Raw genomic sequence first — 14,117 nt, 5'->3', positions numbered from 1 at the left:
CAGCGGCGCTTCGGTGACTAGCCCGATGTGATGGACACCTCCCACCTTACGGCATCAGAACGTGCCAGACTGGAAGTGTTACCTGCAGTCCACAGGAGGAGGTGTCCACCATGAATATTAAACGTATCGGTCTTGACCTGGCAAAAAATGTCTTTCAGATCCATGCTGTGGATCACCATGAACATGTCGTCGTGCGGAAATCTCTCCGCCGCGCCCACATGCACGCTTATTTCTCTCAGCTGGCTCCCTGCACCATCGGGATTGAAGCCTGCGCATCATCCCACTACTGGTCCCGCGAACTCACCCGCATGGGGCATACCGTGCGCATTATTCCCCCGAAATTCGTCAAGCCTTACCTCAAAGGCAACAAGAATGATGCCAACGATGCCGAAGCCATCTGTGAAGCCATCAGCCGCCCCGCCATGCGCTTCGTCGCGGTTAAGACAGAGCGCCAGCAGACCCTTCAGGCGGAGCATCGCGTGCGGGCCAGAGTGATAAAAAGCCGCACGGCGCTGTGCAACGAGATACGGGGCTTTCTGGGCGAATTCGGCGTGGTGCTGCCGGTCGGCATCAGCCAGTTGCGTAAGGCGCTGCCGGAGATACTGTCACAGCAGGAGCAGTGGGATGACCGGTTTATGCGCCTGCTGTGCGAGCTGGCCGAAGAGCTGCGGATGCTGGATGACCGGGTGGCGGGGCATGACCGGCGGCTCGCAGAGGCGGCGCGGGAAGATATCTGCATCCAGCGGCTGATGAAAATAGAAGGTATCGGCGTGATAACCGCCAGCGCGATGGTGGCGTTGTTGGGTGACGCGACGCAGTTTAAGAACGGTCGGGAGATGGCGGCTTATGTGGGGCTGGTTCCCCGGCAGCACTCAAGCGGCGGTAAGCAGCAGCTGGGGCATATCAGCAAGCGGGGTGACAGCTACCTGCGTACGCTGGTCATCCACGGGGCACGGTCAGTTCTGAAGACATGTGCAGGCAAAGAAGACCGGCGGAGCCAGTGGCTGCAGTCGGTGGCGGAAAGACGGAACCGGAATATCGCGACGGTGGCGCTGGCGAACAAGAATGTGCGGATAGCGTGGGCGGTGATGAGTCGCGGAGAAGATTACCATGGCTCACGGGTCGCCGGTTAACCGACGCCCCGTGAGCCATGCAGTAAAAAGAGCAGTAACCCTGTCGTGAGATTGCGAAGCGATTTAGCGTGATGAGTAACCGGTAAGACCAGCACCTGAGAAATCCGGCCTGTCCGAAGGCTCCCTGCGAAGCAAAGCCGATAGCCCGAAAGGAAGCAGGTGCGCAGAACACATCATGGCCCGGGTACGACGGTACCGAAAGAGAGGCCGGATATACGAACGCAACTTACCCTGGTGACTCACACAAAAAATAGCTTGCATCACGGGAGGTGTCCATATACGGTATAATGCTGCGCCATCCAGCACAGCGGGGCGGCGCGATAATCATAGTCACCCTCTTTAATTTGTGGATGCAACTCCACCGGGTAGCGCTCCAGCGCCAAAGTCACCAGGGCCAGCGCATTGGGCAGAGCGGCTAAGCCGTGAATCTTGATCCACGCTTCGCCCAGCCAGCTCATGACCACCAGATCTTTACTGAGCGTCTCCGTCAGCATAGTGGCGATTTGTGCAACTTCTTCCCAGTTCGCACGCCGGGGAGGACTTTGCCAGACGCCTGTGGGCAGCGTTTCGTCATCCTGCTGTCGGGCGGTGACCAGCCGGTCGAACTCCGGTGAATAACGGATGGAGTCGCCGCATGGGTTATCCGCCCGGATGGGGGCCAGTAATGCCTGAAGATGCTCCATCGTTTTCCTCCTGATTATTCCTGTTCGGAAAGCAGTTTTGCCAGAATGAAAAGCGGCTATTCAGTAAAATTAAAAAAATGAGAGATATTATTCTGGCGATATGTGAAATTCTTTTAATATCTCTCTGATTTATTTAGGGGAATGTCACTATAAAGAAGATAATTAATGACGGTAGTTTGTTTTTTGATTCAAATCATTATTCATTACATATTACAGAATAAAAATTTTAACATATCATAAATTGATTTGGTGAATGATTTTGCTTGTAAATATAATTATTTTGATTTTCTTTTGGTTATGTTATTGATTTTCATTGGTTAATTTTTGGTTAATTGATTTTTATCAAATGTATTGATTTGGTGTGAAAAGTGAAAAATAAAGTTGATATTTATTTTTTGTTGTGTTTTTTATATTGCATATAACTATTCGTAAATATTGTTTTGGGGAATGAGAATACGACAGAAGTAGCATAAGGAATACTATTGCATTAAAAATATATTAAATATGCAGAGAACATTCAGCATAAACTCAGCTGCATTAGGAATCTGTGCATAAAAATAATCTGAGCCAGGAGAATAGGTAGCATTATTAAGAAAAAGAACTTCCGTTGATGGTGGGCTTTTAGCTGATTCATACCCTAAATAATTCGAGTTGCTTAAAGGCGGCAAGGGCGTAAGTCCCCAGGAGCATAGATAACTATGTGACTGGGGTGAGCGCACGTAGCCAACACATAAGCAACTTGAAGTATGACGGGTATATCCAGCCAATCGACATCCCCATCTGATCAAGTAAGGAGATAAACCATGGATGCGATTTTTTTAAAGCTGAGCGATGACATTAAAGGCGAAAGCCAGGCTGATGGATTTAAAGATCAGATAGAAATAATGTCCTTCAGCCATAACGTGGCGATGCAGGTTACCAACGACGTCAGTAACACTGAGCGCACCTCTGGGCGAGCGCATGTTGGTGAAATGTCGCTGACCAAATTTATCGATCTCTCCACGCCGAGACTCAATGAGTACTGCTGTTGCGGGAAAATGATTAAAGAGGCTGTGCTGACGTTGTGCCGTAATGATGACGGAAAAATGCTGCCGTTTATCGTGTATACCCTAATGAACGTTGTTATCTCACATCTGAGCGTTAGCGGTGGTTCCGGCGGCAAGCCGGTCGAAACGATGTCGCTGAACTTTACCAAAATCAAATGGGAAATCACCGCTCAGAAATCGGCAGGTACCCAGCAGGGAACCAGCTCTTCCGTCTGGGATATGGCGATGGACCAGAAAGGTCGCTGATGGTGAAGTCATCCGCCGCCAACAGCATCTTGAGGAGAATCAAAAATGGATTTAAAAGCGCTGGTACAACGACTCAATCCAGTTTGCTTTCGTGCGCTGGAGCAGGCCGCCGAACGCAGCCGGGCGCAGGGACACTGGTTCGTTGAGCCGGCACATTTGCTGCTGGCGTTACTGGATGATGAACACTGCGACCTGGCGTATTGCCTGAGTAGCGCGGCGATTTCCGTCGACAAGTTGCGTGAGGAGATCCGCAGCACCCAGGCGCAGTTCAAATCCGGCTGCACGCGGATGCCGGTGTTTTCCGTGCAACTGCTGGAATTACTGGAAGGTGCGGTTTTGTTGGCGGCTTTCCAGCGCCTGTTGAAGGTCCGTTCAGCGTTGTTGCTGCAAGCCTTACTCACCCGAGAACGTCTGCGCGCCCAGTTGGCGCAAGGGATGCCGCTGCTGTTGCAGCTCCCGGTGGGAACGCTGGAAAGCCAGTGGCAGAGCTGGTGTCGTGGCTCCGTTGAAGAATCAAGCGACACGCATACGGGAGAAAACCCGGAGCGTGAAGGCGGCGTGCTGGATCAATACACCCACGATCTGACCCGGGACGCGCGGGAAGGGGTGATCGATCCGATCATTGGGCGCGATGCGGAGATCCGCCAGTGTATCGACATCCTGCTGCGCCGCAGGCAAAACAACCCGATCTTGGTGGGCGCGCCAGGCGTGGGAAAAACCGCCGTCGCTGAGGGGCTGGCGCGACGCATCGCCGAAGGCAGCGTGCCGCCGCCACTGCGCGATGTGGCCCTGCTGGCGCTCGATCTCGGCTTATTGCAGGCCGGGGCGGGCGTAAAGGGCGAATTTGAGCAGCGGCTTAAAGGGGTGATCGAGGCGGTAAAAAAATCCCCACAGCCGATTATTCTGTTTATTGACGAGGCCCACACCCTGATTGGCGCGGGCGGCGCCGAGGGCGGCAGCGACGCCGCCAACCTGCTGAAACCAGCGCTGGCGCGCGGGGAACTGCGTACCATCGCCGCCACCACCTGGCAGGAGTACAAAAAATACTTCGAGAAAGACCCGGCGCTGGACCGGCGTTTTCAGCGCATCCAGATTGAAGAGCCGGATGAGAACAGCGCAGTGGTCATGCTGCGGGCGGTGGCCGATAAGCTCGAGGCGCACCACGGGGTGCAGATCCTCGATACCGCTATTCGCGAGGCGGTGCGACTCTCCCAGCGCTACATCTCCGGACGTCAGCTGCCGGATAAAGCCATCAGCGTGCTCGACACCGCCTGTGCGCGGGTGGCGTTGGTGCAGCATAACATCCCGCCCCAGCTTGAGGAGATCCGTCAGCATCAGGCGGCTATCGAAGAAGAGAGTGAACGCCTGAACCGCGAGCTGCTGGTGGGCGTCGATCATCATGACCGGTTGTGCGAGCTGGAAGTGCAGGCGGATAAATTGCGTCTTCAGGCGCGGGAAGTAGAAGGACGCTGGCAGGATGAGCGTCAGCGGGTTGGTGAACTGCTCGCCGCCCGTCAGCGGATGCTGAATCTTAGCGCGCGGCTGGACGAGGACGAGGAGCTGGAGCAGGAACTGGTGGAGTGCGCGGCGCTGATCGGCAAGCTGGAGACTGCCGCCGCCCAGCTGCGCGACGAAGTGCCGCTGGTGCCGGACTGCGTGGATCCCGCCACCGTGGCGGCGGTGATTAGCGGCTGGACCGGGATCCCGCTCGGGCAGATGCTCACCGACGAAGCCCACGCTCTGCGCACGCTGGTCGCACGGATGAGCGAGCGGGTGATGGGGCAACAGGCGGCACTGGAAACCATCGCCCAGCGACTGCGCGCCTATCGCAGCGGCCTGACCGATCCGCAAAAGCCAGTCGGCGTGTTCCTGCTGGTAGGGCCGACCGGCGTTGGCAAAACCGAAACCGCCTACGCGCTGGCCGACGCCCTGTACGGTGGCGAACGCAATCTGATCACCATCAACCTTTCCGAATATCAGGAAGCGCACACCGTCAGCCAGCTGAAAGGCGCACCGCCAGGATACGTCGGCTACGGCAGCGGCGGGGTGTTAACCGAAGCCGTGCGCCGCCGCCCGTATTCCGTGGTGCTGCTCGACGAAATCGAAAAGGCGCACCCGGACGTGCTGGAGGCGTTTTATAACGTCTTCGACAAAGGGGTAATGGAGGACGGCTCCGGGCTGATCGTTGATTTCAAAAATACGGTAATGCTGGCGACCAGCAACGTGGGGGCAGAATTAATTCTTGATATGCCTGCGGGTGAATTAAATAGCGAGCAGTTTAACGAGGCATTGCGCGAGGAGTTATTACGTCATTTTCGTCCGGCGTTTTTAGCACGGATGGCCACGGTGGTGTATCGCGTGCCGGATGAAGAAATATTAAAAGCCACTCAAAAATAAAAGGAATTCCCCATGCCAGATTCCACCATCATAAAACTCACCACCCCAACTCTAGCTGGCCTTACCGTTGCGACCACCCAGACCGATTCCCAGCTTAACGGCCTGACCACCGCTACCGTCTCGGGAACCAGCTCCGCGCCGTTAACCCTTGATACTGCGCTGGCGACCCATCTTACCGCCACGATAAACAACGCCGATTACGACGGGCTGATTGCCGAAGCGCACCAGCTTCCGGCGTCCAGTAATGCCGATCGCTATCAGTTTGTCCTGCGCCCGTGGTTGTGGTGGTTGACGCTCTCCAGCAATAACCGCGTCTTTCAGAACCTCAGCGCGCAGGAGATCGTCGAGAAGGTGTTTAAAGACGGTGGTTTTACCGACTACACATTCCAGCTCAAAACCAAACCGGCAAAACGCGAATACTGCCTGCAATATAACGAAAGCGACTTCAACTTTGTCTCGCGGCTGCTGGAGCAGGAGGGGATTTTCTGGTTTTTCACTCATGCGGAGGGCAAGCATACGCTGGTGCTGGCGGATGATAACAGCGCCTTTCCGCCGATTACTGGCGATAAAAAAGTCAAGTATCAGGCCGCAGCAAGCGGCGCACGGGAAACCGGCATTATTCGTTCGGCGCAGCTGCGTTTGCAGGCGACTTCGCAGGGGTTCCAGACCAGCGATTTCAGCTATGAGCAGCCGAAAGCGGCGCTGTTCGCGCAGGCGAAACAACTGGTTGGCGAAAACGACTGCGCGGCGCTGGCGGCAGGGCACTGGTTCACGTTAAACGATCACGACGATAAGGCGCTGAATATCGACTGGCTGGTCATCGCCGTCAGCCATGAATACGACGGTGAACTTTACCGCAACCGCTTTACCGCCATCCCGAAAGCCACGCCGTATCGCCCGCAGTGCGCCACGCCGAAACCGATTATGCATACGCAAACGGCGACGGTGGTCGGCAAAAGCGGCGAAGAGATCTGGACTGATAATCTGGGGCGAGTGAAGGTGCAGTTCCCGTGGGACAGGGACGGGAAAAACCACGAAACCAGCTCCTGCTGGCTGCGGGTCGCTACCACCTGGAGCGGCAACGGCTTCGGCGCGCAGTTTATCCCGCGTATCGGTCAGGAAGTGGTGGTGAGCTTTATCGACGGCGACCCGGATAAGCCGCTCATTACCGGCTGCGTGTACAACGGCGCGAATGCTTTGCCTTATGCGCTTCCGGCGAATCAAACCCAGTCCGGGATAAAAACCCATAGCGAAAAAGGCTTTAACGAACTGCGCTTCGACGACAAAAAAGACGCCGAACTGCTGGCGATGCAGGCGCAGAAAGACTTCCAGCTCACCGTGCTCAACGACAGCAAAACCACCGTTAGCCATGATGAGATTCTGAGTGTGAAAAATAAACGCAGCGTGACGGTGAAGGGCGATCAGGAACATGCCATCGACGGCGACGAGACGCATAAGGTGAAGGGCAACTACACCCTGAACGTCGACGGCAATCTGACGATTAAGGTCAGCGGTACGCTAACGCTGGAGAGCGGCAAAACGTTGGATATCAAGAGCGGGGCGGGTCTTAACGCCAGCGCGTCGGGCAGCATGAAGCTGGATGCCACCAACATCGCCAGTGAAGCGAAAGCCTCGCTGACCCAGAAAGCCGCCACCATCAGCCACGAAGCGAAAGCCACGCTCACCAGCAAAGCCAGCGCCACTCAGACCGTGGAAGGCGGCGGGATGCTGGTGATTAAAGGTGGTCTGGTGAAAATTAACTGATGAGCGACATGCTGGTATTAACGCAAATAATGCACAACCTGGTTGCTGCTGCCGCGCCAGATCAGCGCCGGGTCTTTTAAATCCTGCACAAATTTGCCATCAACCAGCACGTTGATTAAATCCACCACCTGCATCTGCGCGGCGTTGAGTTCGTCCAGTTTGTAGCCGGTCCATACCCAAATATCTTTGCCCGGGCACTCGGCGCGGATGCGCTGAACCAGCTTGAGGATCTCCGGCACGTTCTGCGGATGCAGCGGGTCGCCGCCGGAAAGCGTGATCCCCTGGCGCTTAACGCGCGTGTCATTGAGGTCGGCAATGATGCGATCGGCCATTTCGGTAGTAAACGGCATGCCGGAATTTAGCCGCCAGGTGCTCTTGTTGTAGCAGCCGGGGCATTCGTGAACGCAGCCGGAGACAAACAAGGTGCAGCGGGTGCCGGGGCCATTAACAATATCAACGGGATAGTATTGATGGTAATTCATTTTTCGCTTCTCAATTAACGCCATAGCCGCGTTGGCTGCGCTCACTCACCCCGGTCACGTACTTAATGTACGCTCCCGGGGATTCCCTCGTTTGCCGCCTTGCTCTGACGTTAATTGCTTTGCGAAAACGTTGGGCGTGCTTTGCATTTGTAAAGGGAACGGCTTCCGAATGGTAAAACAACTACTGGGCGATTCCCTCTCCCCTGTGGGGAGAGGGTTGGGGTGAGGGGCTAAACCGCTCGGGATTAACCGATCTGCCCGTTACCCAGGTGCTTAACGCGGCGTTTCACTTCTTCCTGCTTCCCAGCGTTGAACGGACGGGCATCCGGGCTGCCGAGGTAACCACAGACGCGGCGGGTGACCGACACGCGGGAGGCATCATGGTTGCCGCATTTCGGGCAGGTGAAGCCTTTGCTGGTGCACTCGAACTCGCCGGTAAAGCCGCACTCGTAACACTCATCGATTGGCGTATTGGTTCCGTAATACGGCACGTGCTGATAGCTGTAATCCCACACGTCTTCCAGCGCTCTCAGGTTGTGCTGAATATTTGGGTACTCGCCGTAGCAAATAAAACCTCCGCTAGCCACTGGCGGGTAGGCCGCTTCAAAATCGATTTTGTCGTACGGGTTTACCTTTTTCTCCACGTCGAGGTGGAAGCTGTTGGTGTAATAACCTTTATCGGTCACGCCTTTAATCACGCCAAACTCGGCGGTATCCAGACGGCAGAAGCGGTCGCAGAGGTTTTCGCTCGGCGTGCTGTACAGACTAAAGCCGTAGCCGGTTTCGTCTTTCCACTGGTCTACCGCTTCGCGCAGATGCTGAACGATGGCGACGCCTTTTTCGCGCAGCGCAGCGCTGTCGTACATATGTTCGTCACCGAACAGCGCATTGATCGTTTCATGGATGCCGATATAGCCAAGAGAAATCGACGCACGACCGTTTTTGAAGATTTCAGAAACGTCATCGTCCGCTTTCAGACGCACGCCGCAGGCCCCTTCCATATACAGAATCGGTGCAACGCGAGCTTTCACCCCTTCGAGGCGGGCGATACGGGTCATCAGCGCTTTACGCGCCAGCTGCAGACGTTCGTCCAGCAGTTTCCAGAACGCAGTTTCATCGCCTTTCGCTTCCAGCGCGATGCGCGGCAGGTTGAGGCTGATAACGCCGAGGTTGTTACGGCCATCGTGAACCTGCTCGCCGTCTTCGTTTTCCCACACGCCGAGGAAGCTGCGGCAGCCCATCGGCGTTTTGAACGAACCGGTTACCTTCACGACCTGATCGTAGTTGAGGATATCCGGGTACATGCGCTTGCTCGCGCACTCCAGCGCCAGCTGTTTGATATCGTAGTTAGCGTCGCCAAACTTGTGGTTCAGGCCGTCGCGAATCGCGAATACCAGCTTCGGGAACACCGCCGTTTTGCGGTTTTTACCGAGGCCCGCGATGCGGTTACGCAGAATGGACTGCTGAATCAGACGCGATTCCCAACTGGTGCCGAGGCCGAAACCGAAGGTCACAAACGGCGTCTGCCCGTTAGCGGTATGCAGCGTGTTCACTTCATATTCCAGAGACTGGAAGGCGTCGTAGCACTCTTTCTCGGTACGAGAACGGGCATAGCCTTCGGCATCCGGGATCTGCCACTCTTCGGCAATTTTGCGATGCTTGTTAAAACTTTCGGCAACGAACGGCGCCAGCACTTCATCAATACGGTTGATGGTCGTGCCGCCATAAATATGGCTGGCGACCTGAGCGATAATCTGCGCCGTCACCGCGGTTGCGGTAGAGATAGACTTCGGCGGCTCAATCTCGGCGTTGCCCATTTTAAAGCCGTGGGTCAGCATGCCTTTCAGATCGATAAGCATACAGTTGAACATCGGGAAGAACGGCGAATAGTCGAGGTCGTGATAGTGGATCACGCCGCGCTCGTGGGCCATCACCACGTCATGGGGCAGCAGGTGCTGACGCGCGTAGTGCTTGGCGACGATACCCGCCAGCAGGTCGCGCTGGGTCGGGATGACTTTACTGTCTTTGTTAGCGTTTTCGTTGAGTAAGGCCGAGTTGGTCTGCTCAACCAGGCCGCGAATTTCCTGGTTCAGACGACCACGCTTTTCACGTTGGCTATCGCGGTCGTGGCGATATTCAATGTAGGCGCGCGCTAACTGTTTGTACGGACCGGACATCAGCTGGTTCTCAACGGCGGTCTGGATCTCGTTGATATCAACCTGGGCGCGGCCTTCCATTTGCTGGCTAACGACTTCTGCGACGGTGGCGCAATAGTCTGCGTCATCGACTCCCGCTGCTTTAGCTGCACGTAGAATTGCTTCATTAATGCGCTCTGACTTGAACGGCACTTTACAGCCATCGCGTTTCATCACATGCGGTGTCATGATCACTCCATACTTTTTTATAGAACAGGTTATCCACAGTGGCGGAAGGTCAACCGAAGTCATGAGACGCTACTGCTGCCGCCGCTTCCCTTCGATTCCGGCCCTTTTTATCCACATCCCATCACCGCCAGACTACGATGGGTTGTGGTGACATAATAGACTATTAATACAATATGTAGGGCCGGGACGCATTTTAAGTTCTATATGTAGTGCTTTGCATCAAAGATGTTTGCAATTTTATTGATGCAGAACAAAGTAAAAAGAGGAGAGTAGCAATGATGGGCGCTAGCGCTTAATGTAAATTTATCTGCCTATTTAATAAGCAAAAATTGGACCTGAACAGCTATTGCTCAGACTGATAAGAGGGATTTCAGGCGATTAGCGTATCGTTAAGCAGGTCGACCAGCAGCAGCAAGGCGTAGCGCGCAGTCTGCGCATTTTCAGGCAACGGCAGCAGGGCGGAAGCCATATTGCTCAATGCATGATTAGCCGGGGTGAGGGCAAAAATCGTCGCTTCCTGTACGCGGGCCAGCAGGGTGGCTCCTTGCAAAATAGCATCGGCCTCGCCGGAGGCCAGCGCGACGCTGTCTGCGGCTGACCGCATTTAATGCTTCTACCGTCTTCTTCCCGGAGGCGGCGCTTGACGCGCCTGTCAGGGCTACCGGACCGCAGACGGCTGTGAACCTGTAGCCCCGCTAAGCGTAGCGCGAGCGGGGAAGGTTTTTCCCAGGTTGTGGCGTAAACGCCTTACCCGACCACAGGATTCTGCAGACCTGGTCACTTATTCCTGCAACCACCACACTGCTTCAAACGGGCGCAGGGTCATGTCAGATGGGCGATTTGCTGCTTCCGCGTAGTTGCTCATCAACAACCGCCAGTCGCCGTTGATGCCTTCCGGTTGCCAGCGCTGGAACTCACGGCTCAGGTTGGCGATGACAACCAGGGTTTGCCCCTGCCATTGGCGACGGTAGCACCATAGCGATGGATGTTCTGGCAGCAGATCCTGATAATCCCCCCAGGTCAGTACTGGCGTGCTTTTGCGCAGCGCAATCAGCTGCTGGTAGGCATAAAACACTGACTGCGGATCGGCCAGCGCCGCTTCGGCGTTGATCTGGTGATAGTTATCGCTCAGCGCAATCCACGGCTCGCCTGCGCTGAAGCCACCGTTTTCATCGCTATTCCACTGCATTGGCGTACGGCTGTTATCACGCGATTTGCTCGCCAGAATCGCCAGCAGCTCATCGGCATCCTGGCCCTGCGCCGCGCGTTCGATAAACATATTGTGGCTCTCTACATCGCGGTAATCGGTGATGCGCGTGAAGTGCGGGTTAGTCATGCCTAGCTCTTCGCCCTGATAGATATACGGCGTGCCCTGCATACCGTGCAGCACCATCGCCAGCATTTTCGCCGCCGGGACGCGGTACTCGCCTTCGTCGCCGAAGCGGGAAACGATGCGCGGCTGATCGTGGTTACACCAGAACAGCGCGTTCCAGGCCCGATTGTGCATCCCCTGCTGCCAGTGGCTGAACAACGACTTCAGCTCCACAAAGTCCGGGCGCGCCAGCGTCCACTTCTCACCGCCGGGATAGTCCACTTTGAGGTGATGGAAGTTAAAGGTCATCGACAGCTCTTTGCCGTCGAGCGAGGCGTACTGCTGGCAATGTTCAAGTGTGGTGGAGGACATCTCGCCAACGGTCATCAGGCCGCGCGGGGTAAACACATCGCGGCTGAACTCCTGCAGGAACTCATGAGCGCGGGGACCGTCAGTATAAAAACGGCGACCATCGCCCTGGTGGTCATCCGGGAAGGATTGCCCTTTAGAAATCACGTTCACTACGTCAAGGCGCAAGCCGTCGACGCCGCGATCGGCCCAGAACTCACAGACCTTTTTCAGCTCCGCGCGCACCTCTGGGTTTTCCCAGTTCAGGTCCGCCTGCTCAACGGCATACAGATGCAGGTAATACTGCTCACTTTCCGCATGCCACTGCCAGGCGTTGCCGCCAAACTTGGAACGCCAGTTATTCGGTGGAGTGGTCGGTTCGCCATCGCGCCAGATATAAAACTGGCGATACGGGCTCTCTTTGTTGAGTGATTCCTGGAACCAGGCGTGCGCGGTGGAGGTGTGGTTTAGCACCATATCCAGCACGATACGCATGCCTCGCGCCTTCGCCTGAGCCACCAGTTCGTCGAAATCGTCCAGCGTGCCGTAGGCCGGGTCGATAGCGGTGTAATTTGCCACATCGTAACCGTTATCGACCTGCGGCGAGACGTAGAACGGCGTCAGCCAGATGGCGTCAACGCCGAGCTTTTGCAGATAGTCGAGGCGTGAGGTGACGCCGCGTAAATCGCCGATACCGCTACCGGTCGTGTCCTGGAAACTCTTCGGATAGATTTGATAAATAACGCCGTTTTGCCACCAAAGGGGAAGGGTATTCATATCGCGTTCCTGCTGCAAAAAGGGGGCGACAGCGCGCCCCGAAAATAAGAAATCAGACAATCTGTAAGGTGCCCTGGCGGAATTTACGCTGGTAGACGACCGTCGTCAGGACAATCGGCACCACCACGGCGATGACCATCGCCAGCGCGAAGACCTGCCAGTAGCTCGGCTGAATAGAGAGGATGCCCGGCAGGCCACCGACGCCAATGCCGTTGGCCATTACGCCGTTGAGCCCGCACAGCAGTCCGGCAAGGCCAGAGCCAACCATCGCGCACAGCATCGGGAAGCGGTACTTCAGGTTGATACCGTACATTGCCGGTTCCGTGACCCCGAGGTAGGCGGAAATGGCTGCCGGAACGGAGATTTCGCGTTCGTTCTGTTTACGGCTGGCGATGATGATCCCCACCACTGCCGATGCCTGGGCAATATTGGACAGCGCAATCAGCGGCCATACCGGCGTGCCGCCCATGCTTTGAATCATCTGCATGTCGATAGCTAGCGTGGTCTGATGGACCCCGGTAATCACCAGCGGTGCATACAGGAAGCCGAACAGCGCGGCGCCAATCGGCGCGAAGCTGCCGGTCAACAGGTGGCGCACGGCCCAGGCCACGCCGTCGCCAATCATGCGGCCAAACGGGCCGATGAAGGCGTGCGCGAGGAACACTGCCAGGATTAGCGAACATACCGGAACCACTACCAGGTAAAGATAGTCAGGCACGATGCGCTTCAGGCGAGTCTCGATAAAGCCGAGCGCCAGTCCCGCCAGCAAGGCCGGGATAACCTGCGCCTGATAGCCAACTTTCTCGATGGTAAACAGGCCGAAGTTCCACACTTCCGGTACCTGCTGGCCCAGCAGATAAGCATTCATCAGCTGTGGAGAGACGAGGGTGACACCCAGGACGATGCCGAGGATCGGCGTGCCGCCCACTTTTTTCACCGCTGACCAGCAGATCCCCACCGGCAGGTAGAAGAAGATCGCTTCGCCAATCAGCCACAGGAAGTCATAAATGGATTTCAGCGACGGGTGCATCTGCGCCAGCGTCTGGCCGTTGCTCATCGGCAGGTCGCCGATCACGTTGCGAAAACCCAGGATTAGGCCGCCGCTGATCAGCGCAGGCAGCAGCGGGAAGAAGATCTCGGCGAAGTGTGAAATGAGCTGTTCATGCCACTTCATATTTTGCCGGGCAGCTTTTTTGGCCTGCTCTTTGTCGGCGCTGGCTTGCCCTGTAGTGGCCAGCAGCGCTTTGTAGTAATCGCCGACTTCGGTGCCGATCACCACCTGGAACTGTCCGGCGTTGGTAAAGCAACCCTTCACCATGCGCAGCTGTTCAATCTCTTTGGGTTTGGCGATGGCTGGATTATTCAGCACAAAGCGCAGACGGGTAATACAGTGGCTGACGGTGGCGATATTGTCGCGCCCGCCCACCAGCTCGATAAGTTTATCGATGTCCTGCTGATTCACTTTACTCATGATGAGGCCTCATGACCGAGGGAGAGGTTGTGTTTTAACTTGGGGTGAATCCTAACCGCTCCGTTTGAATTGCA

The 14,117-nt window shown here is 55.9% G+C and carries 9 protein-coding genes and 1 pseudogene; 4 read left to right on the top strand and 6 right to left on the bottom strand.

The window, feature by feature from the left end:
• Positions 1 to 110: 110 nt before the first annotated feature.
• Positions 111 to 1,133, top strand: a complete 1,023-nt coding sequence (locus HV213_RS25925) for an IS110 family RNA-guided transposase (RefSeq protein WP_181482387.1) — start codon at positions 111 to 113, stop codon at positions 1,131 to 1,133.
• A gap of 260 nt (positions 1,134 to 1,393) precedes the next feature.
• Here HV213_RS25925 and HV213_RS25920 read toward each other — a convergent pair whose 3' ends face one another.
• Positions 1,394 to 1,816, bottom strand: a complete 423-nt coding sequence (locus HV213_RS25920; RefSeq protein WP_228288575.1) for a type VI secretion system protein TssA — start codon at positions 1,814 to 1,816, stop codon at positions 1,394 to 1,396.
• Between the two features lie 803 nt (positions 1,817 to 2,619).
• On the opposite strand from HV213_RS25920, the gene HV213_RS25915 reads away from it, so the two are divergent.
• The 3 genes from HV213_RS25915 to HV213_RS25905 are packed head-to-tail and all read left to right on the top strand — an operon-like array spanning position 2,620 to position 7,269.
• Positions 2,620 to 3,108, top strand: a complete 489-nt coding sequence (locus tag HV213_RS25915; RefSeq protein WP_181483861.1) for an Hcp family type VI secretion system effector — start codon at positions 2,620 to 2,622, stop codon at positions 3,106 to 3,108.
• 45 nt (positions 3,109 to 3,153) lie between these two features.
• Positions 3,154 to 5,505 carry a type VI secretion system ATPase TssH gene (gene tssH / locus HV213_RS25910; protein ID WP_228288574.1) on the top strand — a complete coding sequence of 784 codons (2,352 nt, stop codon included), beginning with the start codon at positions 3,154 to 3,156 and terminating at the stop codon, positions 5,503 to 5,505.
• Positions 5,506 to 5,517: 12 nt separating this feature from the next.
• Positions 5,518 to 7,269, top strand: a complete 1,752-nt coding sequence (locus HV213_RS25905; protein WP_181483860.1) for a type VI secretion system Vgr family protein — start codon at positions 5,518 to 5,520, stop codon at positions 7,267 to 7,269.
• 17 nt (positions 7,270 to 7,286) lie between these two features.
• On the opposite strand, the gene nrdG is transcribed toward HV213_RS25905, so the two are convergent.
• The 5 genes and pseudogenes from nrdG to treB form a co-directional block, all read right to left on the bottom strand.
• Positions 7,287 to 7,751 (bottom strand): anaerobic ribonucleoside-triphosphate reductase-activating protein, encoded by a 465-nt coding sequence (gene nrdG / locus HV213_RS25900; RefSeq protein ID WP_181483859.1) that lies wholly within the window; start codon positions 7,749 to 7,751, stop codon positions 7,287 to 7,289.
• Positions 7,752 to 7,996: 245 nt separating this feature from the next.
• On the bottom strand, positions 7,997 to 10,135 hold the full coding sequence (gene nrdD / locus HV213_RS25895; protein WP_181483858.1) for an anaerobic ribonucleoside-triphosphate reductase: 2,139 nt from the start codon (positions 10,133 to 10,135) through the stop codon (positions 7,997 to 7,999).
• 370 nt (positions 10,136 to 10,505) lie between these two features.
• Positions 10,506 to 10,697 (bottom strand): annotated as a pseudogene (locus tag HV213_RS25890) (MurR/RpiR family transcriptional regulator); the annotation flags it as partial.
• A gap of 219 nt (positions 10,698 to 10,916) precedes the next feature.
• The gene (treC, locus tag HV213_RS25885; RefSeq protein WP_181483857.1) at positions 10,917 to 12,572 is read right to left on the bottom strand and encodes an alpha,alpha-phosphotrehalase; all 1,656 of its coding nucleotides are present in this window, start codon (positions 12,570 to 12,572) and stop codon (positions 10,917 to 10,919) included.
• A gap of 52 nt (positions 12,573 to 12,624) precedes the next feature.
• Positions 12,625 to 14,043, bottom strand: a complete 1,419-nt coding sequence (gene treB, locus HV213_RS25880; protein WP_181483856.1) for a PTS trehalose transporter subunit IIBC — start codon at positions 14,041 to 14,043, stop codon at positions 12,625 to 12,627.
• Positions 14,044 to 14,117: the final 74 nt, after the last annotated feature.

This window comes from Klebsiella sp. RHBSTW-00484 (assembly GCF_013705725.1).
GTDB lineage: Bacteria > Pseudomonadota > Gammaproteobacteria > Enterobacterales > Enterobacteriaceae > Klebsiella.
This window is presented reverse-complemented; position numbering and strand designations above follow the sequence as displayed.

Excerpts from the sequence above, each read along its gene's own strand:
- tssH (WP_228288574.1), top strand. The coding sequence starts at position 3,154 with ATGGATTTAAAAGCGCTGGTACAACGACTCAATCCAGTTTGCTTTCGT.
- HV213_RS25915 (WP_181483861.1), top strand. The coding sequence starts at position 2,620 with ATGGATGCGATTTTTTTAAAGCTGAGCGATGACATTAAAGGCGAAAGC.
- HV213_RS25925 (WP_181482387.1), top strand. The coding sequence starts at position 111 with ATGAATATTAAACGTATCGGTCTTGACCTGGCAAAAAATGTCTTTCAG.
- nrdD (WP_181483858.1), bottom strand. The coding sequence starts at position 10,135 with ATGACACCGCATGTGATGAAACGCGATGGCTGTAAAGTGCCGTTCAAG.
- HV213_RS25905 (WP_181483860.1), top strand. The coding sequence starts at position 5,518 with ATGCCAGATTCCACCATCATAAAACTCACCACCCCAACTCTAGCTGGC.
- treC (WP_181483857.1), bottom strand. The coding sequence starts at position 12,572 with ATGAATACCCTTCCCCTTTGGTGGCAAAACGGCGTTATTTATCAAATC.
- treB (WP_181483856.1), bottom strand. The coding sequence starts at position 14,043 with ATGAGTAAAGTGAATCAGCAGGACATCGATAAACTTATCGAGCTGGTG.
- HV213_RS25920 (WP_228288575.1), bottom strand. The coding sequence starts at position 1,816 with ATGGAGCATCTTCAGGCATTACTGGCCCCCATCCGGGCGGATAACCCA.
- nrdG (WP_181483859.1), bottom strand. The coding sequence starts at position 7,751 with ATGAATTACCATCAATACTATCCCGTTGATATTGTTAATGGCCCCGGC.